Origin of the sequence: Methylophilus sp. 14 (assembly GCF_015354345.1) — a bacterium.
GTDB lineage: Bacteria > Pseudomonadota > Gammaproteobacteria > Burkholderiales > Methylophilaceae > Methylophilus.
In genome coordinates, this window is sequence record NZ_JADKYS010000002.1 from 602,787 (window position 1) to 629,521 (window position 26,735).

The 26,735-nt window shown below is 51.0% G+C and carries 22 protein-coding genes and 1 tRNA gene; 19 read left to right on the plus strand and 4 right to left on the minus strand.

Going from position 1 to position 26,735, the window contains the following annotated elements; translation table 11 throughout:
• Nucleotides 1-32 precede the first annotated feature (32 nt).
• Both ppk1 and INP78_RS08220 read left to right on the plus strand, forming a co-directional pair.
• A complete protein-coding gene (gene ppk1, locus INP78_RS08215) occupies nt 33-2,075 on the plus strand; it encodes a polyphosphate kinase 1 (protein WP_194741678.1) in 2,043 nt (680 codons plus the stop codon).
• Between the two features lie 9 nt (nt 2,076-2,084).
• Nucleotides 2,085-2,549: a histidine phosphatase family protein gene (locus tag INP78_RS08220; RefSeq protein ID WP_194741679.1), complete on the plus strand. Its 465-nt coding sequence runs from the start codon at nt 2,085-2,087 to the stop codon at nt 2,547-2,549.
• A 44-nt stretch (nt 2,550-2,593) separates the two neighbouring features.
• Here INP78_RS08220 and INP78_RS08225 read toward each other — a convergent pair whose 3' ends face one another.
• Nucleotides 2,594-3,109 (minus strand): hypothetical protein, encoded by a 516-nt coding sequence (locus INP78_RS08225; protein WP_194741680.1) that lies wholly within the window; start codon nt 3,107-3,109, stop codon nt 2,594-2,596.
• A 143-nt stretch (nt 3,110-3,252) separates the two neighbouring features.
• Between INP78_RS08225 and INP78_RS08230 the strand changes: the two genes are divergently transcribed.
• A complete protein-coding gene (locus INP78_RS08230) occupies nt 3,253-3,873 on the plus strand; it encodes a ParA family protein (protein WP_019883106.1) in 621 nt (206 codons plus the stop codon).
• A gap of 38 nt (nt 3,874-3,911) precedes the next feature.
• Nucleotides 3,912-4,157 carry a hypothetical protein gene (locus INP78_RS08235; protein ID WP_194741681.1) on the plus strand — a complete coding sequence of 82 codons (246 nt, stop codon included), beginning with the start codon at nt 3,912-3,914 and terminating at the stop codon, nt 4,155-4,157.
• A gap of 59 nt (nt 4,158-4,216) precedes the next feature.
• On the opposite strand, the gene INP78_RS08240 is transcribed toward INP78_RS08235, so the two are convergent.
• Nucleotides 4,217-5,695, minus strand: a complete 1,479-nt coding sequence (locus INP78_RS08240; RefSeq protein ID WP_194741682.1) for an exopolyphosphatase — start codon at nt 5,693-5,695, stop codon at nt 4,217-4,219.
• 17 nt (nt 5,696-5,712) lie between these two features.
• Nucleotides 5,713-5,985, minus strand: a complete 273-nt coding sequence (locus INP78_RS08245) for a hypothetical protein (RefSeq protein ID WP_228519969.1) — start codon at nt 5,983-5,985, stop codon at nt 5,713-5,715.
• A 156-nt stretch (nt 5,986-6,141) separates the two neighbouring features.
• On the opposite strand from INP78_RS08245, the gene INP78_RS08250 reads away from it, so the two are divergent.
• Complete coding sequence (locus tag INP78_RS08250; RefSeq protein ID WP_194741683.1) at nt 6,142-6,828, plus strand: hypothetical protein; 687 nt, start codon at nt 6,142-6,144, stop codon at nt 6,826-6,828.
• A gap of 619 nt (nt 6,829-7,447) precedes the next feature.
• On the opposite strand, the gene INP78_RS08255 is transcribed toward INP78_RS08250, so the two are convergent.
• Nucleotides 7,448-8,080 (minus strand): diguanylate cyclase, encoded by a 633-nt coding sequence (locus INP78_RS08255; RefSeq protein ID WP_194741684.1) that lies wholly within the window; start codon nt 8,078-8,080, stop codon nt 7,448-7,450.
• Between the two features lie 267 nt (nt 8,081-8,347).
• Here INP78_RS08255 and htpG point away from each other — a divergent pair, with 267 nt between their 5' ends.
• From htpG to INP78_RS08325, 14 genes are all read left to right on the plus strand, one after another.
• Entirely contained in the window at nt 8,348-10,261 is a 1,914-nt protein-coding gene (htpG, locus tag INP78_RS08260; protein WP_194741685.1) for a molecular chaperone HtpG, read from the plus strand.
• 140 nt (nt 10,262-10,401) lie between these two features.
• Entirely contained in the window at nt 10,402-12,264 is a 1,863-nt protein-coding gene (locus INP78_RS08265) for an ATP-dependent endonuclease (protein ID WP_194741686.1), read from the plus strand.
• A gap of 111 nt (nt 12,265-12,375) precedes the next feature.
• Nucleotides 12,376-13,227 (plus strand): hypothetical protein, encoded by an 852-nt coding sequence (locus INP78_RS08270; protein WP_194741687.1) that lies wholly within the window; start codon nt 12,376-12,378, stop codon nt 13,225-13,227.
• A 131-nt stretch (nt 13,228-13,358) separates the two neighbouring features.
• Nucleotides 13,359-14,606, plus strand: coding sequence for an OmpP1/FadL family transporter (locus tag INP78_RS08275; RefSeq protein ID WP_194741688.1), 1,248 nt, complete (start codon nt 13,359-13,361; stop codon nt 14,604-14,606).
• A 157-nt stretch (nt 14,607-14,763) separates the two neighbouring features.
• Entirely contained in the window at nt 14,764-17,265 is a 2,502-nt protein-coding gene (locus INP78_RS08280) for a glycogen/starch/alpha-glucan phosphorylase (RefSeq protein ID WP_194741689.1), read from the plus strand.
• A 93-nt stretch (nt 17,266-17,358) separates the two neighbouring features.
• Nucleotides 17,359-18,114 carry a DUF4197 domain-containing protein gene (locus tag INP78_RS08285; RefSeq protein WP_194741690.1) on the plus strand — a complete coding sequence of 252 codons (756 nt, stop codon included), beginning with the start codon at nt 17,359-17,361 and terminating at the stop codon, nt 18,112-18,114.
• Nucleotides 18,115-18,243: 129 nt separating this feature from the next.
• The gene (locus INP78_RS08290) at nt 18,244-19,215 is read left to right on the plus strand and encodes a mitochondrial fission ELM1 family protein (RefSeq protein WP_228522745.1); all 972 of its coding nucleotides are present in this window, start codon (nt 18,244-18,246) and stop codon (nt 19,213-19,215) included.
• 16 nt (nt 19,216-19,231) lie between these two features.
• Nucleotides 19,232-20,356, plus strand: coding sequence for a glycosyltransferase family 4 protein (locus INP78_RS08295; protein ID WP_194741692.1), 1,125 nt, complete (start codon nt 19,232-19,234; stop codon nt 20,354-20,356).
• Nucleotides 20,357-20,358: 2 nt separating this feature from the next.
• Nucleotides 20,359-21,609 carry an O-antigen ligase gene (locus INP78_RS08300; protein WP_194741693.1) on the plus strand — a complete coding sequence of 417 codons (1,251 nt, stop codon included), beginning with the start codon at nt 20,359-20,361 and terminating at the stop codon, nt 21,607-21,609.
• Complete coding sequence (locus INP78_RS08305) at nt 21,593-22,705, plus strand: glycosyltransferase family 9 protein (RefSeq protein WP_194741694.1); 1,113 nt, start codon at nt 21,593-21,595, stop codon at nt 22,703-22,705. The genes INP78_RS08300 and INP78_RS08305 overlap by 17 nt, the downstream gene beginning before the upstream one ends.
• Nucleotides 22,698-23,750 carry a glycosyltransferase gene (locus INP78_RS08310; RefSeq protein ID WP_194741695.1) on the plus strand — a complete coding sequence of 351 codons (1,053 nt, stop codon included), beginning with the start codon at nt 22,698-22,700 and terminating at the stop codon, nt 23,748-23,750. The genes INP78_RS08305 and INP78_RS08310 overlap by 8 nt, the downstream gene beginning before the upstream one ends.
• A 16-nt stretch (nt 23,751-23,766) precedes the next feature.
• Nucleotides 23,767-24,675, plus strand: coding sequence for a glycosyltransferase family 9 protein (locus tag INP78_RS08315; RefSeq protein WP_194741696.1), 909 nt, complete (start codon nt 23,767-23,769; stop codon nt 24,673-24,675).
• A 49-nt stretch (nt 24,676-24,724) separates the two neighbouring features.
• Nucleotides 24,725-26,458, plus strand: coding sequence for a lipid A export permease/ATP-binding protein MsbA (msbA, locus tag INP78_RS08320; RefSeq protein ID WP_194741697.1), 1,734 nt, complete (start codon nt 24,725-24,727; stop codon nt 26,456-26,458).
• Between the two features lie 75 nt (nt 26,459-26,533).
• Nucleotides 26,534-26,610: transfer RNA gene (locus tag INP78_RS08325), tRNA-Met, on the plus strand.
• Nucleotides 26,611-26,735 lie beyond the last annotated feature (125 nt).

Here is a 26,735-nt window from a genome sequence, read left to right on the forward strand (position 1 = left end):
TTGACACAGGTTGAGTCGATACAATAACCGCCATGAAAAATACCACGCCTGCTCTGCTTGACAGAGACCTTAGCATTCTCAGTTTTAATGCCCGTGTACTGTCTTTAGCGCAGCGAGAGGACTATCCCTTACTCGAGCGTTTACGTTTTTTATGTATCGTTTCTAACAACCTCGATGAGTTTTTTGAGGTACGCATGCCCTTGCAGATGGAGGCTTACCAGCAAGGGGTGACCAGTGGCCCGGTGTCGGCCAGCACTTGTGAGCAAGTGGCCGAGATGGCGCAAGCGCTAGTAGCGCAACAATACCAGTTGTTTAATGATGCGCTGATGCCCGCCCTGGCTAAACAAAGCGTGCACCTGGTGTCTGGCGGTGTGCGTACACCGGAGCAAACCACCTGGGTTTCTAACTACTTCAAGCGCGAAGTGTTGCCATTTTTAATGCCGGTCTCGCTGGATCCATCGCATCCGTTCCCGCAGGTGGCCAATAAGTCGCTCAATTTTATTGTGCGTATTGCTGTTGATGACGAAGAAAAAATTGCCATTGTGCGTGTGCCGCGAGTGGTGCCGCGGCTGGTGCAGTTGCCGCCGTCTATCAGCAAAGGCGAGCAATGCTTTGTGTCATTGACCAGTATTATCCGCGCCAATCTGGAAGTGCTATTCCAGGGCGCCAGCATCCTGCATTTCTCCCAGTTCCGCGTCACGCGTAACAGCGATCTCGAGGTGGATGAAGATGATGTCATCAACTTGCGTACAGCCTTGCGTGAAGAACTGGCGCATCGCCAATATGGTGAAGCCGTGCGCCTGGAAGTCACACAGGAATGTGATGATACGCTGGCCGAGTTTCTGCTCAAGCAGTTTAACTTGCCGCCGCTCGCGCTTTACCGTGTTAACGGGCCGGTCAATTTGGGGCGTTTGATCCAGTTGCCAGACATGGCCAAGGGCGACCACCTCAAGTTTGTGCCTTTCCAACCGCATTGGCCGCGACATATCAAACGTAATACCTCCTTGCTGGCACAGATGCGTGAAAAAGACCTGTTGATTCACCAGCCTTACGAGAGTTTTGAGGTGGTGATCCAGTTACTGGAAGAAGCGGTCAAAGACGATCAGGTGTTGGCCATCCGCATGACGATTTACCGTACCGGTGCCGATCCTCGCATGTTGCGCTTGCTGCAAGAGGCCGTGCGCCGTGGCAAAGAAGTGCTGGTGGTGGTGGAGCTCAAAGCGCGCTTTGACGAAGAGGCAAACATTAACTGGGCGGAGGCCTTGGAGTCGGTTGGTGCGCAAGTGGTGTATGGTGTGGTTGGTTTAAAAACACATGCCAAAATGTTGCTCATCATGCGTAGAGAAGGCAAAGTGATACACCGTTATGGCCATCTTTCTACTGGTAACTATAACCCCAAAACCACACGCCTATATACAGACTGGAGCATGCTGACTGCGGATGCCAACCTGACACGCGAAATGGAAACGGTGTTCCGCCACCTGACCAGCGAGTTGCCGATTCCGGCCCTGAGACATTTGCTGGTGGCACCATTTACCCTGCAAAACAGCATGATCAAGCAACTGGAGAAAGCCCAGCGCCTGGCGAAACAGGGCAAACCGGCCAGGGTGATTGCCAAAATGAACGCCTTGACGGATGTGCCCTTGGTGGCGGCCTTGATGAAGGCTGCTAGCGCAGGTGTGGAGATTGACTTGATTGTGCGTGGTGCCTGCATCTTGCCAGTCGACTCACCCGCAGTCAAAGGCCGTATCCGCGTGCGTTCTATCGTCGGGCGCTTGCTGGAACATTCACGCGTGTTTTATTTTGAACTGGATGGACAAGTGCAGATGTGGCTATCCAGCGCCGATTGGATGAGTCGCAATATGATGCGGCGGGTTGAGCTCGCCTGGCCTATTAAAGATCCTGCCATGCAAAGCCGCATTTACCAGGAAAGCCTGCAGCTTTACCTGCAAGATAATAAAGATGCCTGGCAATTGGCAGAAAAAGGCCGGTATGTGCCTGTGGCACAATTGGCGCAGGATGCCGAGCCGCTGTCTTGCCAGAACCTGTTATTGCAACAATATCATTCCATGTAGTGCCGCGCGATGTCAGTTAAAAATTTGATTTTATGGCGTCATGCCGAAGCCGAAGTGTTATTGCACGGCGCCTCTGACCTTGAGCGCGCGCTGACCAAAAAAGGGCATAAGCAGGCCAAGCAAATGGCTAGCTGGCTCAAGAAATACCTGCCAAAACAGACGTATGTGCTGGTGAGTCCTGCGGTGCGTACGCGTGAAACGGTGGCTTATTGGGGCGATGATTGGCAAGAGGATAGTCGGCTGGCGCCTGAAAGGCCATTGGAGCCTTTATTACAGTTGCTGGCGCAAAGTCCGTTTGAGACCGTGATGCTGGTCGGCCACCAGCCCTGGATAGGAGAACTGGCAGCGCAAAGCCTGGGCATGCCAGACGGGCAGATCAGTATTAAGAAAGGTGCAGTGTGGTGGTTGCGGCTACCAAAATCGGGGCCACCCTATAAATTATATAGTGTGCAAAGCCCCGATCTGATTGAGTAAGCGGTGACTATGACCTGGCTACTTTAAGTCAGGTGCATGCAGGCTTATTTCTTTGGTCTGCCGGTTTTAATCGTTGGCACGGCCGCCATCGCTGCTTTCAACGAAGCGTCATCCATTGCTGATAGCAGCTTCAAGCCTGCTCTCAACAGTTCGCTCTTCTTGGCTGGTTTGGCCAGGCCTTCGAGGCGTTTTTTCAAGGTGGCGATTTGCGCATACTCTTCTTTTGGCATGGTGAAGCTGTCGCGCTCCATTTTTACCTTGCTGGCTTTGGGTTTGTCTTTTTCAGTCGTTGTCGCTGTTTTGTTCACCACTTTAATGGCTGAGCTGGCAGGGGCCACTTTTTTCGCAGCAACTGCTGTTTTTGCAACGGCTTTGGCAATCGGCTTGATCGCAGGTTTGGCCGTGGCTGGTTTAACAGTAGAGGGCTTTGCAGCAACAGGTTTCGCGCTGGCAGGCGTAGCAGCAACTGGTTTAGTTGCGACTGGTTTGGCTGGGCTGCTAGTTTTTGCAGTGGCTGGTTTATTGGCGCTCAAGGGTTTGGCGACTGGTTTGCTGGCCATGTGGTTCTCCTGAATTGATATTGTGAAAACAGTTTATACCGTTTTTTTCTAACGTCAATTGTCATAAATATTTCATATTTGTATGGTGTTATAGAGGCTGTTTTTCATGACAAAATGCAGCACCTTTAATCAGGGAGTATGAGATGCGCAGGGTATTGGTGGCAAATACCAAAGGAGGCTGCGGTAAAACCACTCTGGCCACTAATCTTGCTGGCTATCTGGCGCAACTGGGGCACAAAATCGTGCTGGAAGATATTGACCGCCAGCAGTCTTCAGCTGACTGGCTGGCGCGCCGCCCATCGCATGTTGCCACAGTGTTTAATGCCGAAGACCTTGGTAAATCTGCCTTACAGAAAGCGGATTGGGTGATTACTGACTCACCGGGCGGGCTGCGGGACAAAAAGATTTCTGATGCGGTGACCGAGGCTGACCTGGTATTGGTGCCGATTGCGCCATCTGCATTTGATATTGGGGCCACGCAGGACTTTTTAGAGTTGCTGGCCGAAGAAAAAGCCGTGCGCAAGCACAAGACGTTTGTTGGCCTGGTCGGCATGCGTGTGATGCCTCGTACGCGCTCAGCAGAGCGCCTGCTGGCATTTATGGATGAGTCAGGCTTTGCCGTGCTTTCCATGCTGCGTTCATCGCAGATTTATGTGACGGCAGCGGAGGAAGGCTTAAGTATTTTTGAATTGTCGAACAGCTTGAAAGAGGTCGACATTGCGCAGTGGAATCCGGTTACAGACTGGATTCTGCAAAACAGTTAAAGCGAGCCTGTGACAAACAGGGAATCAAAGGGAGTGCTATGAAAGACAAAGTGAATCCGGTGTATCTGGATAAGGTAAAACAATTGAGCGCAGACGAGGCCGAGCGTATTTTGTCACGTATGGGTGGCAAATTGCCTAAGCGTTTTATCAAGGAAAAGCTAAGCCAGGAAGAAGCGCTGGCCTTGCAGCTTGAGATTGAGGATGAACAATTGCAGGAGTGGCGCGATAAGGTGGTCAAGCTGCGCGAAGAAGACGAAAAGCGCGACAAGAAGAAAAAAGACTGAGTCAAAATTAACTAAATAAAAAACGGGCATCAAGGCCCGTTTTTTATTTAACTGTTTTGTTAACTGTGCCGGATTTCCAGCTGCCAGCCCAGTTTTTGCCATAACAGGCATTCTTCTTCCAGCAGGTAATGGGTTTGCGGATGCTGGCTGGCCCATTGTGACGACAGTGCCAGGATAAATTGCTGTTTATGGCGCTCCAACTGCAAGTGTTTGAGCGCTGGCAGGCGGCGCGAATGGCAGAAAATTACTGCCAAACGCAAGGCCATAAGCTGGCAGACCAGGTCCTGGTTATCGAAGTCTGCCGCCAGTTTGCGTAATTTGCCCTGATGGCCAAGCACCAGCAGGCTGATGGTATGCAACTCACTTTGTGCAAAGCCCATCAGTTCTGTGTTATCCAGGATGTAGGCGCCGTGTTTATTGCAGTCAGTGTGGGAAATGGCCCAGCCAATTTCATGACACAGCGCCGCCCAGTGCAACAGTGGTTTCTGGCTATCGCAAGCTTGCATGGCGTCATAAAAATACAAGGCGAGCTTGCTCACATTGTTGGCGTGGTCCATTTCGACGCCAAAGCGTTTACATAGCCGCGCAATCGATGCCTTGCGCAAATCTTCGGTCGCATGGTCAGAGCTCAGCATGTCATACAGTACGCCGTGGCGCAGCGCACCGTTGGCGACCAGCAGGGTGTCTAGTTTGAGCGTGTCGAATACCGCCGTCAGTACGGCTAGGCCGCCACCAATCACGGCGCGCCTGTCATCTTTGAGGCCTTCCATATTCAGGCGGTCGGCCGTTTTGGCCTTAATTAAAATTTGTTTCAGCCACTCCAGTTGTGTGCGCTCAATGCGATCGGTCGCAAACCCTGCACCGGCCAAGACATCCGCCACGGCGCCCACTGTGCCCGAGGCGCCATACGCTACTTCGGACTGGCCGACATAACGATTGGCAATCATGTCGATGATAGATTCGGCAGCAATTTCAGCACGCTCAAAGTTGCGCTCGCTAAACTGGCCATCGGCAAAATATTTTTGTGACCAGCCCACAGAGCCCAAACGCAAGGATTCGGTGACGTTGGCCTTGAAATGCTGGCCGAGGATAAACTCGGTAGAGCGCCCGCCGATATCTACTACCAAGCGTTTTTCGTCTGATTGCGGCAGCATGCGGCTCACGCCTTGGTAAATCAGGCGCGCTTCCTCCACGCCGGAGATAATCTCAATCGGATAGCCGAGTACTTTTTGTGCCTGTTTGATGAATTCGTCGCTATTGGCGGCTTCACGCAAGGTTTGCGTGGCAACCGCGCGTACATGCTCAGGTGCAAACCCTTTCAGGCGCTCGCCAAAACGGGCCAGGCATTTCAGGCCGCGCTCAAACGCCTGCGGTTTCAGGTTGCGTTCTTCATCCAGGTCGCCGCCTTGTCGCACAGCTTCTTTTAAATAGTCGACACGTAGAATCTGGCCGTCCACAACGCGCCCGATTTCGAGGCGAAAACTGTTGGAACCCAAGTCTACGGCAGCGAGTTGGGTGTCATGAGTAATATTTAGCATGCGATAATACGGGTAGGTTACTTAAGGTAGCGGTTAATGGCCTTGGGGTATTCTGGAAAATAGCGTTCAATCACGCTTAAATCAAAGCTTCTCAAAATACTGGTGTTAGATTCGCGGTCGAGCAAAAACTGGAAAGAAGCCGCCACCAGCTCGGCAACGTTGTGCTTGGCATCGAGCAACGGATCCGCATAATCAGGTTTGACACTGACTTGATGCGTAGTGATGTGCGACCCATGTACCGTGACAGAAAACGAGTTCGGACTGGTTTCAGTCACTTCAATAGTCGCCATGCTTGCCTCCCCAGACAAATGCTGCAAACAGTATAAATCGTTATGTTGGCAGAGGCCAGTGAAACTAATATGAAAATGAAACTGCATAGGCAGGCTTGATTTCATCAAACCGTCATGTCAAAAAAATAACATCAAAAAAACTCTAAGATACTATTTATGCGTCACTTATTTTACCTCGTATGCTTACTTTGCATTGCCCACAATGCCAATGCTGCACGCCCATTGGTCACCGATGATGCGCGTTTGACCAATGCCCATGGCTGCCAATTGGAAAGCTGGATGCGCAGCTATAAAGGCGGCCAGGAGCTATGGGCACTGCCTGCGTGCAATTTGGGTGAGAATTTTGAAATTACCCTGGGTGGCGGCAGCTATCGTAATAGCGATGACAACTATCACACTGAAGATTGGGTGGCCCAATTTAAGACCCTGTTTAAACCGCTGGAAACCAACGGCTGGGGCATAGGCTTTGCCGCCGGGCGCGTCATGCATCCGGATATTCAGCCTGGGCCCAACCAGTTGGGGAATACCTATTTTTATGTGCCGATTTCTTTCTCGCTGCGTGATGACGACGTGATTGTGCATGTCAACGTTGGCATGCTGCGCGACCGGCAAGAAGACCGCAACAAGGTCAATATGGGCGTAGGCTCAGAATTTAAACTTGGCGGCAACTTTAAAGGCGTGGCGGAGGTGTTTGGTGACCACACGCAAAATCCTTTTTATCAATTTGGCTTACGTTATTCGCTGGTGCCGGAGGTGTTCCAGATCGATGGCACAGTGGGGCAGCAGGTGAATGGGGATAGTCAGATGCAGTGGTTGTCGATTGGGGTGAGGTGGACACCGTAGGGGTTGGTTTTCTCAAATAATATTTTTTCGCCTTTAGGCGAGTCACTTTCTGGTGCTTGTCCCCCAGAAAGTAACCAAAGAGGACGACACCCAGCCATCACGGCCTTCGGCTCCCTTGCGTTGCTCAACAAAATAAGCCGGTCACGAAACTCGCCCTGACAAGCCACACACTTCGTGGCTTGTTGCGGAGCTCAGACAGTCGTTCCCTCTACTCTTATTTTGTTTCCGCTACTCAGCGTGATGGAATGGGATTTATCTCATTTAAGTAGCAGCGTGGAAATGTGGACTGTTTAAAAACCATATTCTGTTTTATTGAATTAGCTAGCGGTTGCAGTCGCATGGTGTTCGGGGTCCCCATCTGCCGCGCCGAGTAGCGCAGGCAAAATAAGGAGAAAGGGAGCGACTGTTCGAATCCCGCAGTAGCTCACGTTCTGTGTGAGCTACCAGGTTGAGTTTCGTGACCGCTTATTTTGACGAGCAACGCAGGGAACAAGCGGAAGCTGGGGTGCACTTTCTTTTGGTTACTTATTCTTTGTGCAAGCAAAGAAAAGTAACTCGCCGTAAGGGCGAAAAAACATTTCCTAAAAATCCCCAATATTCCAATCTAGCCATCCAAAATCTACTTCAACAAAATAATCCGATTAATCTGCCCCAACCTAAACGCCGTCTTACTCAATTTGCCCCCTTTTAGTGCCAATGGCCGAATCGGGCAGGGCGGGATACGCCGCCCATCTTCCAGCAGGGTGTCATCTTCTGCTGTCGATTGCCAAACGCCACCATTCACCGGCCTAAACTGCCAGCGGATATACCCAACTTTGGCACCCAATTGCAACATTTCGTCACGGTCTGGGGCTTCGCTGACCAGCAGTTCACTTTCGAGTTCTTCGTCATATTTGCCAAACGCCTGTTTGCAGGCGAGCGCTTCGTGTTCGCTGGCACCCACGTAGGTGCAGGCGCGGTGTTCTTCGCGTTGCACGTCCCACGCACCCAATTGCCAGGCGGCATCCAGCACGGCTTCTTCGACCACTTCTGGTTGCCGCCAGCGGTCATTGATTTGCAGAGCCGAGCCTGGCACTGGTTGTAAGATTGGTTTGAGCATGGGCAGGGCGGGAGTGGGTTGTTTGCGGAAGCCGTGCCAATGCAACATGAGTAGCAAAGGCGTATCTGCGCGCGGGACGGCGGTCAGCGTGACTGCGTAAAGTGGCAGTTTCATGACCTGCATTTGCTCGATTAACGTGTGAAAGAGATTCATACCTACTCTCCTAACCTGACATCTGAACAAAGAATGCTGCTTTACCAAATAGCTAGCAAAAAGTGTGCTGAATCCACCAGTTTGAATGGGTGAACAAACAGCCAATGGCATGTGTTGCGGCCTCTATGCATGCAGTGGCGGTATGTTTGAATCACAGATTAGGCTGCATCCAAGCAATCTCTTCAAATCCCCCTCTTGAAAAACGGTTTTTATTTCCCCATCTAAACGTAAATTTTTGTGTTCAACCCGTTTTTTGGAGAAATTGTCATGACGACAGCGACAGCAGAATCGCAATCTAAACAGACCATGGGCTTTCAGGCCGAGGTCAAACAATTACTGCAATTGATGATTCACTCGCTCTATAGCAACAAAGAGATTGTGTTGCGCGAGTTGATTTCCAACGCATCAGATGCGGCTGATAAGCTGCGTTTCGAAGCGATTTCTAACGGCAGCCTGTATGAAAATGACAGCGAGTTAAAGATCAATATCGCGTTTGATAAAAACGCACGCACCTTGACCATTGCCGATAACGGCATCGGCATGCGCCGCGAAGAGGTGATTAACAACATCGGCACCATTGCCAAGTCTGGTACCAAAGAGTTCTTCCAGAACCTGACTGGTGACCAAGCCAAAGATGCCAACCTGATTGGCCAGTTTGGCGTGGGTTTTTACTCCAGCTTTATCATTGCCGACAAAGTGACGCTGATCACGCGCCGTGCCGGTGAAACCGAAGCGATTAAATGGGAATCTGGCGGTGAAGGTGATTTCACCATTGAAACGACAGAAAAAGCCGGTCGCGGGACTGAAGTCATTCTGCATCTGCGCGAAGCTGAAGATGAGTTCCTCAACGATTGGAAACTGAAAACCATCATCCGTAAGTATTCTGACCATATCACCTTGCCTATCGTCATGAAAAAATCCGAATGGAAAGATGGCGAAAACGGCGAAGGCGGCCAGATGGTGGCTACTGACGAAGACGAAACCATCAACAAGGCCTCAGCCTTGTGGGCGCGCAGCAAGAGCGACATCACTGAAGAAGAATACAACGAGTTTTACAAACACGTTTCGCACGATTACGAAAATCCGCTGGCCTATACGCATAGCCGCGTAGAGGGCAAGCAAGAGTACATTTCGTTACTCTACGTTCCGGGCAAAGCACCGTTTGATTTATATGACCGCGATCGCCGTCAGGGCATCAAGTTGTATGTGAAGCGCGTGTTTATTCTGGAAGATGCAGAAAAGCTCATGCCGCAATACCTGCGCTTTGTGCGTGGTGTGATTGACTCAGCCGATTTGCCATTGAACGTGTCGCGCGAGATTCTGCAAGACAGCCGCGATGTTGAAGCGATTAAAAATGGCTCAGTGAAAAAAGTATTGAGCTTGCTCGAAGACGTGGCTGAAAACAAACCAGAAGACTACGCCAAGTTCTGGAACGAGTTTGGCCGCGTGCTCAAAGAAGGCCCGGGCGAAGACTTTGCCAATAAAGACAAAATTGCCGGCTTGCTGCGCTTTGCCTCTACCCACGCCGATACCGAAGAGCAAAATGTGTCGCTCAAGGCCTATATCGAGCGCATGAAACCTGAGCAAGAAGCTATTTACTACATCACTGCCGATACCTTTGCCGCGGCGAAAAACTCCCCGCACCTGGAAATCTTCCGCAAAAAAGGTATTGAAGTATTGCTGATGTCTGACAAGGTAGATGAATGGTTGCTGGGTGGCTTGACCGAGTTTGAAGGCAAGAAGTTGCAGTCCATCGCCAAAGGTGATTTGGACTTGGGTAAACTGGAAGACGAAGCTGACAAAGAAGCGCAAAAGCAGGTCGAAGAGAATGCCAAAGACCTGGTTGAGCGATTGAAGGCAGCCTTGGGCGACACCGTGAAAGAAGTGAAAGTGACGCATCGTCTGACCGACTCACCAGCCTGCTTGGTGGCCGGTGAGCACGATTTGTCCGGTAACCTAGCGCGTATTTTAAAAGCGGCCGGGCAAAAAGCGCCTGATAGCAAACCTGTGCTGGAAATTAACCCGACGCATAGGCTGGTGGAAAAGCTGGGCGCGGAAACTGACGATGCCAAGTTTGCCGATTATGCGCATGTGTTGTTTGATCAAGCCTTGCTGGCCGAAGGCGGCCAGTTGGAAGACCCGGCTAGCTTTGTGAAGCGTATGAACAGCTTGATTTTGTAGTAATAAAAAGCCACCTAAAGTAAGGTGGCTTTTTATTTCTTTTGTAGTACATGTGGCATTATTGAAACTATTAAATATGCAAAAAACGCTAGCTAAAGCCAGCCCCTTAATTTAAACGTTATACATAAGGTCCATCTCCGATGAGTTTCCCTTTAGAACTAACAGCTCAGATCAATAGCCACAATGGTAACTTCACTCGAAAGTTTACCTTAAACCGCGGACTCACAGTTCTGCTTGGGCCAAATGGATCTGGCAAGACGCACCTACTGAGAGGGCTAAAGCAAAGCCTTAACCAGCACATGAATGGTAAACATGTGCGTTTTCTCTCAGCTGGTCGAATGGGGTTGTTGGAGCAGTTCAGGTCAGATTATGACGGCCATCGTGGAGGCTCACCGAGATACGACGATGCGACCTATGGTAGTAAAAGTGATGCTGCTCGCAGGCATCGGATGGAAACCTTGAATGGGGACTTCCAGACGCTCGGAGAGCGGGCCGACATCCTGATAAAAATTCAGGAAAGATTGCGGAAGTTATTTAAACGTGACGTTCTTATTGATTGGGATGGAGGGGACCTAAAGATTTCTTTCTCGCGATTAGATATTGAAGCAAAGCCATATTCCTCTGGCCGGGAAGCATCAGGCTTAATGCAACTGGTTGGAATACTTGCCGCGCTTTATGACGATGAGGTGGGGGCGCTTCTTCTCGACGAACCCGAGGTGTCCTTACACCCCCAGTTGCAGGCCTTTCTTCTGAATGAAATTCTTAGCGTTTCTGGGCACCCCGGAGCCGGGACAAATAAGAAGATTGTAATAATCGCTACGCACTCAACAGAAATGCTCCAAATTAAAAGCCCAGAAGACTTGTTATCCCTCGTCTTTTGTTATGACCTCATGGCTGATCCAGTTCAGATCCCCCATGATGCAGGTGAACTGAAAAATAAGAAGGTACAAAGCCTAATCGCCCGACTTGGCCAAGAGCATAAATTGTCGCTATTTTCCAAACGACCTCTGCTAGTTGAAGGGCCATCTGATGTAATCATCTGCAGCGCACTCGGTGGCAAGCTAGATATGCACCTTGAAGCTGCCGGATCACAGCTGCTTCCCGTTATCGGCAAAGGGCAGATGCCAACTGTTGGTAAGTTGCTGCGACTTCTCGGAAAGACACCAGTGGCATTGGCAGACGCAGATGGTATATCTGATGGGGTTGAGCTTATCAACTCCTACCTGAACGACAACTCTTTCGCAGATAAACGTGCAAGCTCATTAGGCTTCTCATCTGCGATCCAAATGGCTGGCGCGATATACGCTGATTATTGCGCGTTGGTAGATAATCGATGGAGTGAAGTTTCCCCTCGCGCCGAAGTCCATCCATATTGGGTTAACCGGAAGGCCGATGAGGAGACGCAAGCAAGGCGCAGATCTGCTTTCTGTGCGTTGTTTACAACCGATGACGTTGAGTTATCGAAACTGGCGAAGGATGGCGCTTGGACGAACATCAAGGCTCGATTGATTGCCTTGCTTGCCTTACTTGAAGAGTGCGGTCTGTTCATTTTGCGTAAGGGGTCAATTGAGTCCTACTACCTAAGTTCAGATCAATTCACTTCGGTTGGAAAACCAAGTGCCGCTGTAAGTGAAATCGACTACCTCAATCAACTTTTACCTCAAGATATTCATGCTGCATATTCTGACGTGGTGCGCTGTATCCAATACGCCTCCAATGCTGAAGTCATTTGTGAGGCTGATGCGTTAAGAGACCTACTACTTTCGGTGGTTGCACCTGCACACGCCAGATTCAAGAGTGGCGACTCGTCGCCAAACTTCAATGTATTAGCCCGATCAATCCTAGGTGAGCGATCAAGAATATTTGGTCTGGTTGTTGAAGGTGAAAAACTTGTCATTTCGATTGAAAGTAAGATTCTCAATGTCAAAGGTTTTCCCATAGCTCTCGGAAAGGACGATGACGTGCTGAAATCTATTAATGTAGCCCTATCGACAAATGCATAGTTCGGCTTTCGAGCGGGCCCGCTGTGATAAATCCGTTTCGCGCCCCTCACTTCCACGTTATGCCTTACACTATAAATCACAGCTCAGTCGTTAGATTGTTGGAGGAGTCACTTGGAACAGGCGATATTTGGATTAGCGAGCATCATTCATCTTTGTATTTTTTTAGCTTTGTGGGTGCTACCTTTTTATCTATCCAACAAGCTTGGCAGCCTGATTGACACACGAATTAGGAACTTTGGTTTCAACCGACTATTTCCCACTCTATTGTTACTAGTTGCTGTAACTTGGGGATACGCAACTTATGCTGTGTTTAAGCGTGACTGTGATCTTATGCCAAAGCCAATTGTTTCCATAACGAAGCCTCAGCGACCTGATGGCTTTTCTTTTTACAACAACAGCAGCTTTCAGCCTGCTGCCGGTTATAGATGGGAGCCTGCGCTAGCGCGTGGATACTTTAAATATATAGATTTCGCGGAGCCCAAGCTTTTCATAAAAAAAGACCGCGCTGCCGATTTTGACTATTCAAAATATGACGATTTCAGTTTCCGACGGGCATGTGGTGGAAAAGTCATCTCCGTGAAACCCAGAATAGTAGAAATTAATAACTCTCGTTCATGTGGCCCATTCAAAGCTATTCCGAATGCTAAGACCATTGTCACCATTCTTCCAGAAAGAGCATCTAATTATTGGTGGCACCCTCCTATCTATGAATTAGTTATTCAAGTGAAGGACTTATCAAGTGGACAAGTAATCGCAAGTGCAACTGATCTCGTCATTGGCGGTGGTTTGGTTGGAGCTCTTCTACGTGTTATCGGCGGTGATCAAGACTACAAATTTCTCAGTTGTGGTTATGCATCGCCAAATATAGGTCCTTGGCGTCCATCGCTCGCTAGTAGGCCCAGATACTCTCAATATGAAGAGGCTGATACGAATTTTGTCGTTAATTCGTTCTCTGAAAATTAAGCGGAGTTGCCCATCCTACTGATTTGGCGGGCTTTATATATTTTATAGTTATAAAGATATTCAATTTTATTATTTATTGGTATTTAAGTGGCTTGCTATAGTGATTTCATCACATTTGTATGGAAGTCATTATGCGACACTTATCAAAAATCATTCCGCTGCTAGTTTCATTTTCTTTTGGTAGCGCCTGGGCGACTGACGGCTATTTTGCGCATGGCTATGGTGTGCGCTCACAGGGTGTGGGTGGCGTAGGCATTGCCTTGCCGCAAGACGCGTTGGCTGCTGCGGCCAACCCGGCGGGTTTGGGCAAGGTGGGCGACCGTATTGATGCCGGGCTCACTTGGTTTAGGCCGGTGCGTGAGTCTGAAATTGAAGGTAATGGCTTTGGTTTCAACGGCACTTACAAAGGCAACGATACGCAGGATTTCTTTATCCCTGAATTTGGCTATAACAAACAATATTCCGAAGATGTGACACTGGGCGTGAGTGTGTATGGCAATGGCGGCATGAATACCGATTATAAAAACGGTGTGAGAGCATTTAGTAGCCAGGGCAGCGCCGGGGTAGATTTGATTCAGGTATTCGTGGCGCCGACGGCGACCTGGAAAGTTTCTGAAAAGCATATTATTGGTGCCTCGTTAAACCTGGCTTACCAGCGCTTTGAGGCTAAGGGCTTGCAAGGATTTGATAATTCGACATTCAGTGCCGCACCCGGTAGCGTCACGAATAATGGCCACGACAACTCGTATGGTGCCGGTGTGCATATCGGCTGGCTGGGTGAGATTACCGATACGGTGACCTTGGGCGCGACTTATCAGAGCCGCACGTATATGAGCAAGTTTGATAAATACAAAGGCCTGTTTGCTGAGCAGGGTGACTTTGATATTCCATCGACCTATGGTGTGGGCGTGGCGGTGAAGGTGACCCCGGCATTGACGTTGGCGGCGGATTTTCAACGCATTAATTACGGTGAAGTAGATGCAGTGGGTAATGCATCGCAGGCCAATTTGTTTAATGGCCTGGGCAATGACAATGGCGCCGGGTTTAACTGGCAAGACGCCAAAGTGTATAAGATTGGTGCTTTGTATCAATATAGCCCGAGCTTGACCTTGCGGGCGGGGTTTAACCATGTCGATCAGCCGATTCGTCGTGGTGATACCTTGCTGAATATTTTGGCGCCAGGCGTAGTGAAAGATCATCTCTCGCTGGGCGCAACCTGGGTGTTAAGCCCGCAATCTGAGTTGTCATTCTCTTATACGCATGCGTTTGAAAATAGCGTCAATGGTAGCAACTCGATTCCGGCGGCGTTTGGTGGTGGCGAGGCAAACCTCAAGATGTATCAGGATGCTTTGGGCGTGGCCTATACCTGGAAATTGTAAAACTCTTTTATTTTCGTCATCTTCGGGCGTTATAATTAAAAGCCACAGCATGAAGTTGGTGGCTTTTTTTATGTCTGACATATTCTTGCTGTAGGCTTGTTTTTTGCTTTTGGCTCATGTAAAGCAAATTTGTAATCAACACCTCAGGGGAAGATGTATGGCTGCCAATGTGAAAAAAACACCCAAAAAGACGGATAAAGCAGACACTGCGCAGGCCGTCGATGAATTCTTGCTCGAGCAACTGCCGATTCCACAGGCGTTGCGCAATCACCTGACTTTTTCTATTGGTAAATCAAACTCTTGGGCCACCACGCGCGATTGGTATCAAACCGCTGCCTTTACGGTGCGCGACCATTTGATGAGCCGCTGGGTGAATACGCGCGATGCTTATCGTGATGCCAATACCAAGCGCGTCTATTACCTCTCACTGGAGTTTTTGATTGGTCGCATGCTGTCTAACGCCGCACTTAATTTGGGCATTGCACCGGAACTAAGCGAGGGCTTGCAGGAGATCGGCCAGAAGTTGGAAGGCGTGGCCGAGCTGGAGCCGGATGCTGCTTTAGGTAACGGTGGCCTGGGCCGACTGGCCGCGTGCTTTGTTGACTCGATGGCGACCATGGATATTCCGGCGACCGGCTATGGCATTCGTTATGACTATGGCATGTTCAGACAAACGATTGAGAATGGCCAGCAGAAAGAAAACCCGGATAACTGGTTGCGCTACCAAAATATTTGGGAAGTGCAGCGCCCTGAGCATACCTGTGAAGTGAAGTTTTATGGCCGCGTGTTGCATGTGCATACCGAGCACGGTATTGAGCACCATTGGGTAGACCACGAAACCGTGGTGGCCATGCCTTATGATGTGCCGGTGCCTGGCTATGGCACACAAACCGTGAACAACCTGCGGTTATGGTCAGCCAAGGCGACCAACGAGTTTGACCTGGCGCACTTTAATGAAGGTAATTACGAAAAATCAGTTGAAGGCCGTCACAGCGCAGAGACCATTTCACAAGTGCTGTATCCCAACGATACTTCTGAGTCTGGCAAAGCCTTGCGCCTGAAACAGCAATACTTTTTTGTGTCTGCCTCAACCCAGGATATTCTGCACCGCTTTACCAACTACAACGCTGACTGGAACACGCTGCCGGAAAAAGTGGCGATCCAGCTCAACGATACGCATCCGTCCATTGCGGTGGCGGAAATGATGCATCAACTGGTTGATCACTATCACTTGCCATGGGATAACGCCTGGAAGCTGGTCACCAAAATGTTTGCCTACACCAACCACACCCTGATGCCAGAGGCGCTGGAAACCTGGTCGGTGGATTTATTTGGCCAGTTGTTGCCGCGTCATTTGGAGATTATTTACGAAATCAACCACCAGTTCTTGCAGATGGTCAACCGTCGTTTTCCGGGCGATACGGCTTTGTTGCAACGTGTGTCGATTATTGATGAAACCCATGGCCGCCGGGTACGCATGGCGCATCTGGCGATTGTCGGTAGCCATACCGTCAACGGCGTGGCCGAGCTGCATAGTGAGTTGTTAAAAACCACTTTGTTTGCTGACTTTACTAAAATCTACCCGGGCAAATTTACCAATGTCACCAATGGTATTACGCCGCGCCGCTGGTTAAACCAGGCCAATCCTTTGCTGACAGAGTTGTTAACCAAACATATTGGCGCTGGTTTTCAGAAAGACCTGAGTTTGATCAAAAAGGTTGAGCCGCTTGCTGATAATGCGGCGTTCAGAAAAGCGTTCCGTGAGGTGAAAAAAGCCAACAAGCAACGCCTGGCCGACAAGATTCTGCAAAAAACAGGCATCGCCATTAATACCAATGCTTTGTTCGATGTGCAGATTAAGCGTATACACGAATACAAGCGCCAGTTGTTAAATGTGTTGCACGTGATCACTTTGTATAACCGTATCCGTAGCGGACAAGTGAGCCAGCATACGCCGCGTGTAGTGATTTTTGCCGGTAAAGCCGCGCCTGGTTACTGGCTTGCCAAGCAGATTATCCGCCTGATTAACGATGTGGCGACCATGATTAATAACGATCCGGCTGTCAATGACCAGTTAAAGGTGGTGTTCTACCCTAACTATGAGGTGAGCGCGGCAGAAATACTGTTTCCGGGGGCAGATTTGTCCGAGCAGATTTCTACCGCAGGCACCGAGGCCAGCGGCACCGGTAATATGAAAATGGCGCTCAATGGCGCGCTGACCATAGGTACGCTGGATGGTGCTAACGTTGAGATTAAAGAAGAAGTCGGCGATGAGAATATCTTTATTTTTGGCCTGACCACGCCTGAGGTCGCGCAACTCAAAGCCAGCAACTACAACCCGTGGGATTATTACCATGGCAACAGCGAGCTCAAGCAGGTGATCGATATGATAGGTAACGGTTTCTTCTCGGTAGAAGAGCCTAGCCGTTACCAGGCCATTGTTGACACCTTGTTGCACAAAGGCGATCAATACCTGTTGCTGGCCGATTATGCCGCGTATGTCACCGCGCAAGAAAAGGTCGCCGCCTTGTATCAGGATGAAGAAGCCTGGTCACGCATGGCGATTTTAAATGTGGCGCGGATGGCGAAATTCTCCAGTGACCGCACCATTGCAGAATACGCACAACGCATCTGGCAGGTTTCACCATTTAAAGCCTGATTTTGTATCTGGTAGCGTAAACAAAGCAAGTCCATCTGGACTTGCTTTGTGCTTTATGGGTACACTGCATTTAACTTGTTAAAGAGCGTTATCATGAAAAATACAGCATGGGTATTGTTGGCCGGTTTGTTAATCACAGACGCACAAGCATTGGACCTCAAAGGCTTGGGTGAGATGGTTGAAAAGGTCGGCGGCAGCACGACCAGCAGCAGCGGTGGCAGTAACAGTGCCGTGAGCAACTTGAGCGAACAGGAAACCAGCGACGGCCTCAAGCAGGCACTTAACCAGGGCGTGAGCAAGGCGGTTGGCCTGCTGGGCGCCACTGATGGCTTTATGGGCAATAAAGACGTCAAAATCCCGTTGCCAGATTCATTAAAGAAAATTGAAAAAGGCATGCGCATGGTTGGGATGGGCAGCCAGGCCGATGAGTTGATCCTCAAAATGAACCGCGCCGCCGAACAAGCTGTGCCTGAAGCCAAAACGCTGTTGGTGAACTCGGTTAAACAAATGAGTGTGACCGATGCTAAAAATATCCTCACCGGCCCGCAAGATGCTGCCACGCAATATTTCAAGAAAACGACTTCTACCGATATGGCGGCCAAGTTCCTGCCTATCGTGCAAAAAGCCACGGCCAATGTGCAACTGGCAGACACTTATAATAAATATGCCGAGATGGGTAGCAAGTTTGGCGTGATTAAAAAAGAAGATGCCAATATTAACCAGTATGTGACGCAGAAAGCACTGGATGGTGTGTATCTGATGATTGCCAAAGAAGAAGCCGCCATTCGCCAGGACCCAATGGGCCAGGCCAGTAATCTGCTCAAAAAAGTATTTGGTGCTGCCAAGTAGCTGATTCTGATCAGCTTCTATATTGCACCCGCGCGACGGCGCGGGTGTGTCGACATAATTCCTTCTTTTTACTTTAATCCTTTTGTCATGATGCGCCTCTAATCTGCACGGCATGTGCAGGTGGTGCAAATGAGCAGTCAAAACTCTTCAAACAATTCTTTCGTGGTTTGGCGTCTGCTGGACGGCAAACCGGGCCATGAGCATCAGTCCTTAGGCCTGGTCAATGCCATGCAGCAGCGTTTGGCGATGCAAGTGGTGGATATTCCTGTGGGCCGTAGCGGCGCTGGCTGGTTATACCTGGCGGCAGGTGTCTGGCCTGCTGGCAAATCGCTGCCAAAGCCGGATTTAATTGTGGGTGCCGGTCATGCCACACACGGCCATATGCTGGCGGCCAAGCGTGCTTACGGTGGACAAACCGTGTGCATGATGCAGCCGAGCCTGCCTGCCGAACTATTCGATGTTTGCCTGATTCCTGAGCACGACCAATACCGTGGCTTTTCCAGTTTTATCGAAACACGTGGTGTGATTAACCATATCCAGCCTGCAAGCGCCGAGAAAAAAGACAGCAATCAGGTGCTGATTATGGTTGGTGGCCCCAGCAAGCATTTTGAGTGGGACGAGTTAGGCGTGATTGCGCAAGTCTATGACCTGGTGCGCAAGCATGTTGACGTCAATTTTATATTAACCACTTCCAGACGCACGCCTGCCAGTTTTGTGTCGGCCATGCAGCGCGTCAAACTAGCTAACCTGACGATTATCCCGATTGCCGATACGCATAAAGACTGGGTGCAAACGACATTGGCACGTGTGTCTAGCGCCTGGGTGACTGAGGACTCTGTTTCTATGGTCTATGAAGCACTCACGGCGCAAGTGGCGGTCGGCCTGATTAGTCTCTCCGCCAAGGGCAAGAGCCGGGTCAGCCGCGGTATCGAAAAGTTAATCGACCGCCAACTGGTCACGCGTTACGACCCTTACGGGGTATACCGCCAGTTTATGCGGCCTGTGCTGGGGTTTAATGAAGCCGGGCGCTGCTGCGACGCGTTGCTGGCCCATTTTAGCGAATCTTCTGCAGGCCGTCGCTTGGTGTCACGACTCACTTAATTGTTGAATTCTTGTTTTGCGTAAACTGACCGTGTTACAAATATTACCTGCCTTGCAATCGGGCGGGGTAGAGCGGGGCACCTTAGAGATTGCATCGCACCTCGTGGCGCAAGGGCACCGTTCTTTGGTGATGTCTGCGGGTGGCCGGATGGTGGCCGCACTAGAGGCGGCAGGCAGCAGCCATTTCACTGACGCCATCGGGCGCAAGTCTCTGCTGACCTTGTTAATGATCCCCAAGCTGCGTGCGCTATGGCGGCGCGAACAAGTCGATATTGTGCATGTGCGTTCGCGTTTTCCGGCATGGGTGGTTTATTTGGCCTGGAAAGGCATGCCTGCGGCACAACGTCCGCGTCTGGTGACCACGGTGCATGGTTATTACCGGCCGGGTTGGTATAGCCGCATCATGACCTGTGGTGAGCGCGTGATTGTGATTTCAAAAACGATACAGGCTTATGCGCAACACGCCTATCAGGTAGATCCACAAAAAATGCAGCTCATCTACCGCGGCGTGGATACTACTCAATACCGGCCCGGCTATCAGCCGGACGATGGCTGGAGGCAGGATTGGTTTGCTGAATACCCACATACGCGCGGCAAGCGCCTGCTGGTGTTGCCCGCCAGAATTTCGCGCTGGAAAGGCGCAACAGATTTTGTCGAGATGTTGCGCATCGTCTGCCAGCAGCATCAAGACGTGCATGCCTTGCTGGTGGGGGAAGTGGCGATTGATAAACAGTGTTTTGCAGCGAGTTTGCAGCAAAAGATTCATGCGGCCGGTTTGGCTGAACACATCACGCTGACTGGCTATCGCCAGGACGTGAAACAGATCATGGCGATAGCCAATATTGTGTATTCCTTATCAACCGAGCCTGAGGCGTTTGGCCGCACCACGCTGGAAGCCTTGAGTTTGGGCGTACCGGTGATTGGTTATGCGCACGGCGGGGTGGCCGAGCAATTGGCGGCACTGTTGCCGGAAGGCGCAGTGCCAGTGGGTAACGTGGCGGAGGTCGCCATGCTGACACTGAGCTGGCTGGCACAAGCGCCCACCGTGTTACCTAATACGCAATTCTCATTGCAGGTGATGCAACAGAAAACGCTGGCTGTGTACCAGGATGTGATGGCTGATGCCGGGCGAGGAGATTGACCATGCGTGATCACGCAAATACCGCCCTCGCCATGCCGCGCATATTGATCAATGCCTGCTTGCTATTTGCCGTGATGATCATTGCCTGGAGCCCGTTTTCTGGCGGCGCAAGATTACCCGCCTTGTTGCTGGCGATAGTGGGTGCTGGACTGTTACTGGCAAAGCTTTCAGCATTACGCGAGCAGCGTGCAGTGCGCCGCTGGACCGTGGTGTTTCTGCTGTTATGGCTACCGATGTGGTTGTCATTGCTGCATGCGTTTGATGTCAAGGCCACATTTGCCGCTATCGCCTGGTTTAGCCTGATGTACCTGGCAGGCGTGACCCTGGTTGTGTTGTTGCAGCAGGCGCAGGTCAGGCAGTTACTCGCGCGCTGGCTAGGTTGGGTCATTGCCCTGTGGATATTAGATAGCGCGATTCAATACCTGTTTGGGGTGGATATGCTGGGCATGCCCAAAACGTCTGAGGGCCGCATTACCGGCATGTTCAGCGATTTGCACCAAGGCATTCTGATGTTGGCCGTGTTGCCACTTGTTTTTTATCACTGGCAGACTAACTATGGCTGGCTGGCCTGGGCGATGTTGCTGGGTGCCGGTGTGGTGGTGGTGTTATCGGGTGCCCGCGGCTATCTCTATATTTATATGTTGCTGTTGTTATTGGGATTATGGCGTCGCCAGCCTGGCTGGAAAGCATGGCTGGCGGTGTTGGCGTTGCCACTTTTGATCGCCTTCCTTGCCAGTGTGTTAAATCCTCAATTGGCCAAATACAAGTTGCACAATACCCAAGCCATTGCGGCAAGCGGACAAACGGTATTTGAACGTGTCAATCATGCGCTCAGCTATCGCCTCAATTTGTGGGAAACCGGCCTGCATATGTGGCAGGCAGAGCCTGTGACCGGCATAGGCAGTAATAACTATAAACGTGCTTATGCGCAGTATGCTAGCCGCGCGGATGACCGTTTTGTGGCTAACCGTACGCATAGCCACAATATCTACGTTGAATGGCTGGCGGAAACCGGGCTGGTGGGTGGCTTGGGCTTGGTCTGTATCATCGTGTTGTGTGTGCGCTGGTTCAGGCAGGCAAATGTGCTCAGCCAGCATCAGGCATGGCCTTATGCCTTGCCATTAATGGTGATTTACTTCCCGATCAATACCACCCAGCCGATGCTGGTGCCGTGGTGGTTTCCAGTATTACTGTTACTGGCCTGCGCATTGATTGCCAGCCTGGAGCGGAGCCAAGATGACCACGCAACCTAGGCTGATGTCATACCAGGATGCCGATTGTTTGAGCGCTACGCTGGATTACACCGTCGTGCGCGACTTGCCACGCGACCCGGCCATTAGGCGCATCCTCATCATGAAGTGGGGTGGTATGGGCGATATCGTCATCAGTACCGCCATCATGGAGGATATCCGTCAGGCGTTTCCACAGGCCGAATTGCACCTGAACACCATGCCGACCTGGCAATCGCTATTTGCTGATGACCCCAGGTTTCAGCGGGTGTGGTGCGTGAACTTGCAGCAAAAGCCAGGCCGCTGGCGCGCTTACAAAGAGTGGCTGGCAGAAGTAGTGTCTATGCAATACGATTTGATGATTGACCTGCAAACCAACGATAAAAGTCGTGGTTTGCTGGCGATGCTGCGTTTGATGGGCAAGGCACCAACTTGGTTATTGGGTAATCACCCGCGTTTCCCTTACACCATTCGCCAGCCGCAGCGCCTGCCACAGGCACACAGTTTCCAAATCATGCAGCAAACCTTGCTGGCGGTGGGTATTCCTTTGCACACGCATGGTCCCAAGTTACATATTGCGCCATCTGCAGTGACGGCTGCTGAGCAGTTGTTGTCGCAACATGGTTTGCAATCCAAATCGTTTGTGGTTTTTTTGTGTGGTAGCCATGCCAGTGGCCTGACCAAGCGTTGGGGGACAGCCAATTATGGCGCCTTAGTTGAGTATTATCTGCAGCAGGGCCAACGAGTGGTTTTGCTTGGCGGACGTGATGAGGCAGAGGAGTGCCTGGCGATTGCCCGCCCATATCCGCAGCAAGTGGTGAACTTATGCGGGCAGACCCGTTTGCTCGAGGTGCCCGCGATCTGCGCGCATGCCAGCGCGATTGTGGCCAATGATACAGGTACGGCGCATCTGGCCGCGGCGACGCACACGCCCATGACAGTGATCTGTGGCCCGACCAATCCCTTGCGGGTAAAACCGCCAGGCCCGCAGGTGCAGGCCGTACAACTGGACCTCCCGTGCAAGAACTGTTATGCCAAGCAGTGCAGCCATCACAGCTGCATGCAACAACTCACCCCGCAACGCATCCTGCCTTATGTGGCTGAGGCTAGCCATGCTTAAGGTGATTTGGTGGGGGCGGTCCGACCGCAATTATTCGCGCAACCGGATTTGTCGGCAGTTGCTGCAATCTATGGGCTATGAGCTGATTGATTTTTCACCGCGCATCAGTGCCCTGGCCGATATTGAAGCACAGTTAAAAGGCCTGCGCGCAGACCTGGTGTGGGTGCCCTGTTTCCGGCACCGCGATGTGGCGGCCGCGACGCGATGGGCGCGCAAGAAAAACATTCCTGTGTTGTTTGACCCTCTGATTAGCGCCTGGCAAAAACAGGTCTATGAGCGGCGGAAGTTTGCGGTTGATAGCAGGCAGGCCCAACAATTATTGCGCCGCGAGTCACAATGGCTGCAAGCGGTGGATATGGTATTGCTGGATACCGAGCCACAACAGCACATGTTTACGCAGCGCTTTATGTTGTCACCGACAAAAACGGCCTGTGTGTATGTGGGTGCTGAGCAGCCCTTGTTTACCCCGGTGGAAGTTGAGCCATGTCCGGCGGCGATTGAAGTATTGTTTTATGGCAGTTTTATTGCCTTGCATGGGATCGCAACCGTGATCAATGCCGCCAAAATGACCGTTGGCCAGTCCCATATTCAATGGGTGCTGCTGGGAGATGGGCCGGAAAAAGCCAGTGCACAACAACAGGCGGCGGGCGTGGCCAATGTGCGGTTTGAGGCGGGCATTCCTTATACGCAACTGCCACACCGCATCGCGCAAGCGGATATTGTGTTGGGCGTGTTTGGGGATTCGGAGAAAGCTGCACAAGTGATTCCTAACAAAGTATTCCAAGCATTGGCCTGCGCAAAACCGGTGATTACGCGTGCCAGCGCGGCTTATCCGGTTGAGTTAAGTCATGGCAGGCCGCGAGGGTTGTGGCAAATTGAAGCCGCTAATCCGGTTGCGCTGGCCGAGGCTGTGGTGCAGTGGTCGCGTTGTGCTCGTGACCAGGGGCAGGCTGCGCATGGTTGGTATCAAACGCATTTTTCAGAAACACGCCTACGGCAGCAGCTTACGTCGGCGCTTAACGCCATCGGTTTGCCGGTTGCCTGATGTTGGACGTCCCTTTATGACCTGCGCACGCATCCTTGTTGTGACATTGTCGAATATCGGCGATGCCATCATGACTACGCCAGTGCTGGCCTGTTTGCATGCCCAATATCCTGATGCGCGCATAGATCTGGTCTGTGATGTCCGCTCATCCGCCTTGTTTGAGCCATGCCCTTATATGGGCCGATTGTTTAAACGGGACAAAAAGAGTGGCTGGAAAGGCTATTGGCAACTGATCGCTGCGTTAAGGCGAACGCACTACGACGTCATTGTAGATTTACGCACCGACTTTCTGCTGTATTTGCTACGCGGAAAGCGGAAATTCAAAAAGCTATCCAATCAAAATACCCTGCATGTACATTCGGTAGAAAAACACCTGGCCGCCATACACAGCTTGGTTGGCCATCGCACGTCGCCTGCACAGTTATGGGCCAGCGAGCAAGATCAGCAAACCGTGGCCGCACAGTTTCCAACACCAGGTCGCTGGCTGGCGCTTGGGCCCGGGGCGAATTTTGCCGGAAAAATCTGGCCGGTTGAACGTTATGTGGCCGTCGCCAACGCCTTGGCTGCGCACATTGATGGCGTCGTTTTGCTGGGTAGTGCGGCTGATCGCTCACTGGCAAAGCAGTTTACTGCGCAGGCTACCCTGCCGGTCTACGATGCGTGTGGCCGTTTGAGCCTGCCGCAATCCTACGCACTGCTTAAACAATGCCATGTGTATCTGGGTAATGATTCTGGTCTGGGCCATATGGCTGCTGCCGCTGGGCTGCCTACCTTCACCCTGTTCGGGCCAGGCTCCCCTGTGCGCTACTTGCCGTGGTCCACGCAGGCGCATTTTATCCAGGATCCGCAACAGAATATTTTGGGCATCACCGTGCAAGAAGTAGTGGATAGATTGCACACATTACTGCTGCAAACGGACAGGTAAGTACATGGCAAACATCTACACAGAGTTACAACAGGTATAAATAATTCTCATGAATCATACGCAGAGCGCTTACACACAATTGGCCAGGCTGATGGCCTATATCAAGCGCTATTGGCTGACATTTGCCATGGCCTTGGTCTGCCTGGTGGTGCTCTCCGCCAGTAATACTGGCTTTTTGAGTACGATCAAGCATGTGACAGATGAAGGTTTCGCCGGTCACGCAGAAAACAATTCACGTATTTATCTGGCTGCCATGCTGTGTGGCCTGTTATTTGTGCGGGCGCTGGCCGGGTTTGGCTCCAATTACCTGATGCGTATCGTCGGGCGGCGCGTGATTGAAGATGTACGCAATCATGTGTTTGGCCATATGCTCACGCTGCCCGCCAGTTTTTTTGACCAGCATGCCATCGCCAATATCACCACCAAAATGACCTTTGATTGTGAGCAACTATATAGTGCAGTCACCAAAGTCATTATTTCCTCCATCCGCGACAGCCTGACCATTATCGGCATTGTGGCCTATATGTTATACCTGGACTGGAAGCTGACCATGGTATTTTTAATGCTGGCGCCGCTGATTACCCGCTACCTGAAGAAAATGACGCCCAAGCTGCGCAACTCCGGCAAACAGGTGCAAGCCAGTATGACTGATATGACGCAAGTCATTGAAGAAGCCGCCAGCGGCCAGCGTGTGGTCAAGGTGTTTAATGGGCAGGCCTATGAATATCAGCGTTTCAGTAATATTGCCGCTACAAATCGGCAGATGATGGTGAGGTTGGGGCGTATTTCAGGCCTGAATAGCATGTTTGTCGAAGTGTTGGCAGCGATTGCGTTGGGGACAGTCATTTACTATGCCGCCGGCGAGTTCACCGCTGGCGAGTTCGCCGCTTTTATCGGTGCATTGTTGATGTTGATTGGCCCGGTCAAAGCCATTGCTTCTGTCAATGAAGATGTACAAATTGCGGTGACCGCCTGCCAGAGTGTATTTGCCGTGCTGGATACCCCGGCAGAAAGCAATCAGGGGCAGTTGCTGCTTGGGGCGCCCATTAAAGAGATTCAATTGCAGAATGTGGCTTTTAAATATCCTTATGGGCAACATGCGGCATTGAAGCAGCTTAACCTGACGATTCAGGCGGGAGAAAGTATTGCACTGGTGGGCATGTCGGGCGGGGGGAAGTCCACGCTGGTCAATCTGTTGCCACGCTTTCACGAGAGTCAGCAAGGCAAGATCACGATCAATGGCATCGACATCCAACAACTGCCATTGCCACATTTGCGGCAGCAGTTTGCACTGGTCAGTCAGGACACTGTGCTGTTTAACGACACCATATATAACAATATTGCTTACGGTAGTTTGCGTGGAGTCACGAAAGAGGCGGTGATTGCTGCGGCCAAGGCAGCGTATGCCTGGGAGTTTATCGAAAAGCTACCGCAACAATTGGATACTCATATTGGTGACCGCGGCCTGCGCCTGTCAGGCGGCCAGCGCCAGCGGCTTTCCATTGCGCGTGCCATGCTCAAAAATGCACCCATATTAATTCTGGACGAAGCGACCTCAGCACTGGACAACGAGTCCGAGCATAAAGTACAAGCGGCTTTAAATCAGTTAATGCAAGGCAAAACTACCATCATGATCGCCCACCGCTTAACGACCATACAACATGCCAGTCGAATTATTGTGATGGATCAAGGTCAAATCGTGGAAGAGGGCCAACACGAGCAACTCATGCAGGCTGGTGGCAAATACGCCGCACTCTACAATATGCATGAAATTAGCAAATAACTGTTGACACTGTTTTTGAATCTTTGCTATAGTCTCACCTCTCGACGCAACGCAAGTTTTACTGGTCGATTCGGACGCGGGATGGAGCAGTCTGGCAGCTCGTCGGGCTCATAACCCGAAGGTCACAGGTTCAAATCCTGTTCCCGCAACCAAGCAAAAAATCGTTTAAAAATTAAATGAATTTGATGCTTGACCGATCGAAAAACCTCTGTATAATGCGCACCTCGTTACGAAATAACGGTAACGAAAACAGCGAAAAAGCTGATGTTCTTTAAAA

Excerpts from the sequence above, each read along its gene's own strand:
- ppk1 (WP_194741678.1), top strand. The coding sequence starts at position 33 with ATGAAAAATACCACGCCTGCTCTGCTTGACAGAGACCTTAGCATTCTC.
- INP78_RS08220 (WP_194741679.1), top strand. The coding sequence starts at position 2,085 with ATGTCAGTTAAAAATTTGATTTTATGGCGTCATGCCGAAGCCGAAGTG.
- INP78_RS08225 (WP_194741680.1), bottom strand. The coding sequence starts at position 3,109 with ATGGCCAGCAAACCAGTCGCCAAACCCTTGAGCGCCAATAAACCAGCC.
- INP78_RS08230 (WP_019883106.1), top strand. The coding sequence starts at position 3,253 with ATGCGCAGGGTATTGGTGGCAAATACCAAAGGAGGCTGCGGTAAAACC.
- INP78_RS08235 (WP_194741681.1), top strand. The coding sequence starts at position 3,912 with ATGAAAGACAAAGTGAATCCGGTGTATCTGGATAAGGTAAAACAATTG.
- INP78_RS08240 (WP_194741682.1), bottom strand. The coding sequence starts at position 5,695 with ATGCTAAATATTACTCATGACACCCAACTCGCTGCCGTAGACTTGGGT.
- INP78_RS08245 (WP_228519969.1), bottom strand. The coding sequence starts at position 5,985 with ATGGCGACTATTGAAGTGACTGAAACCAGTCCGAACTCGTTTTCTGTC.
- INP78_RS08250 (WP_194741683.1), top strand. The coding sequence starts at position 6,142 with ATGCGTCACTTATTTTACCTCGTATGCTTACTTTGCATTGCCCACAAT.
- INP78_RS08255 (WP_194741684.1), bottom strand. The coding sequence starts at position 8,080 with ATGAATCTCTTTCACACGTTAATCGAGCAAATGCAGGTCATGAAACTG.
- htpG (WP_194741685.1), top strand. The coding sequence starts at position 8,348 with ATGACGACAGCGACAGCAGAATCGCAATCTAAACAGACCATGGGCTTT.
- INP78_RS08265 (WP_194741686.1), top strand. The coding sequence starts at position 10,402 with ATGAGTTTCCCTTTAGAACTAACAGCTCAGATCAATAGCCACAATGGT.
- INP78_RS08275 (WP_194741688.1), top strand. The coding sequence starts at position 13,359 with ATGCGACACTTATCAAAAATCATTCCGCTGCTAGTTTCATTTTCTTTT.
- INP78_RS08280 (WP_194741689.1), top strand. The coding sequence starts at position 14,764 with ATGGCTGCCAATGTGAAAAAAACACCCAAAAAGACGGATAAAGCAGAC.
- INP78_RS08285 (WP_194741690.1), top strand. The coding sequence starts at position 17,359 with ATGAAAAATACAGCATGGGTATTGTTGGCCGGTTTGTTAATCACAGAC.
- INP78_RS08290 (WP_228522745.1), top strand. The coding sequence starts at position 18,244 with ATGAGCAGTCAAAACTCTTCAAACAATTCTTTCGTGGTTTGGCGTCTG.
- INP78_RS08300 (WP_194741693.1), top strand. The coding sequence starts at position 20,359 with ATGCGTGATCACGCAAATACCGCCCTCGCCATGCCGCGCATATTGATC.
- INP78_RS08305 (WP_194741694.1), top strand. The coding sequence starts at position 21,593 with ATGACCACGCAACCTAGGCTGATGTCATACCAGGATGCCGATTGTTTG.
- INP78_RS08310 (WP_194741695.1), top strand. The coding sequence starts at position 22,698 with ATGCTTAAGGTGATTTGGTGGGGGCGGTCCGACCGCAATTATTCGCGC.
- INP78_RS08315 (WP_194741696.1), top strand. The coding sequence starts at position 23,767 with ATGACCTGCGCACGCATCCTTGTTGTGACATTGTCGAATATCGGCGAT.
- msbA (WP_194741697.1), top strand. The coding sequence starts at position 24,725 with ATGAATCATACGCAGAGCGCTTACACACAATTGGCCAGGCTGATGGCC.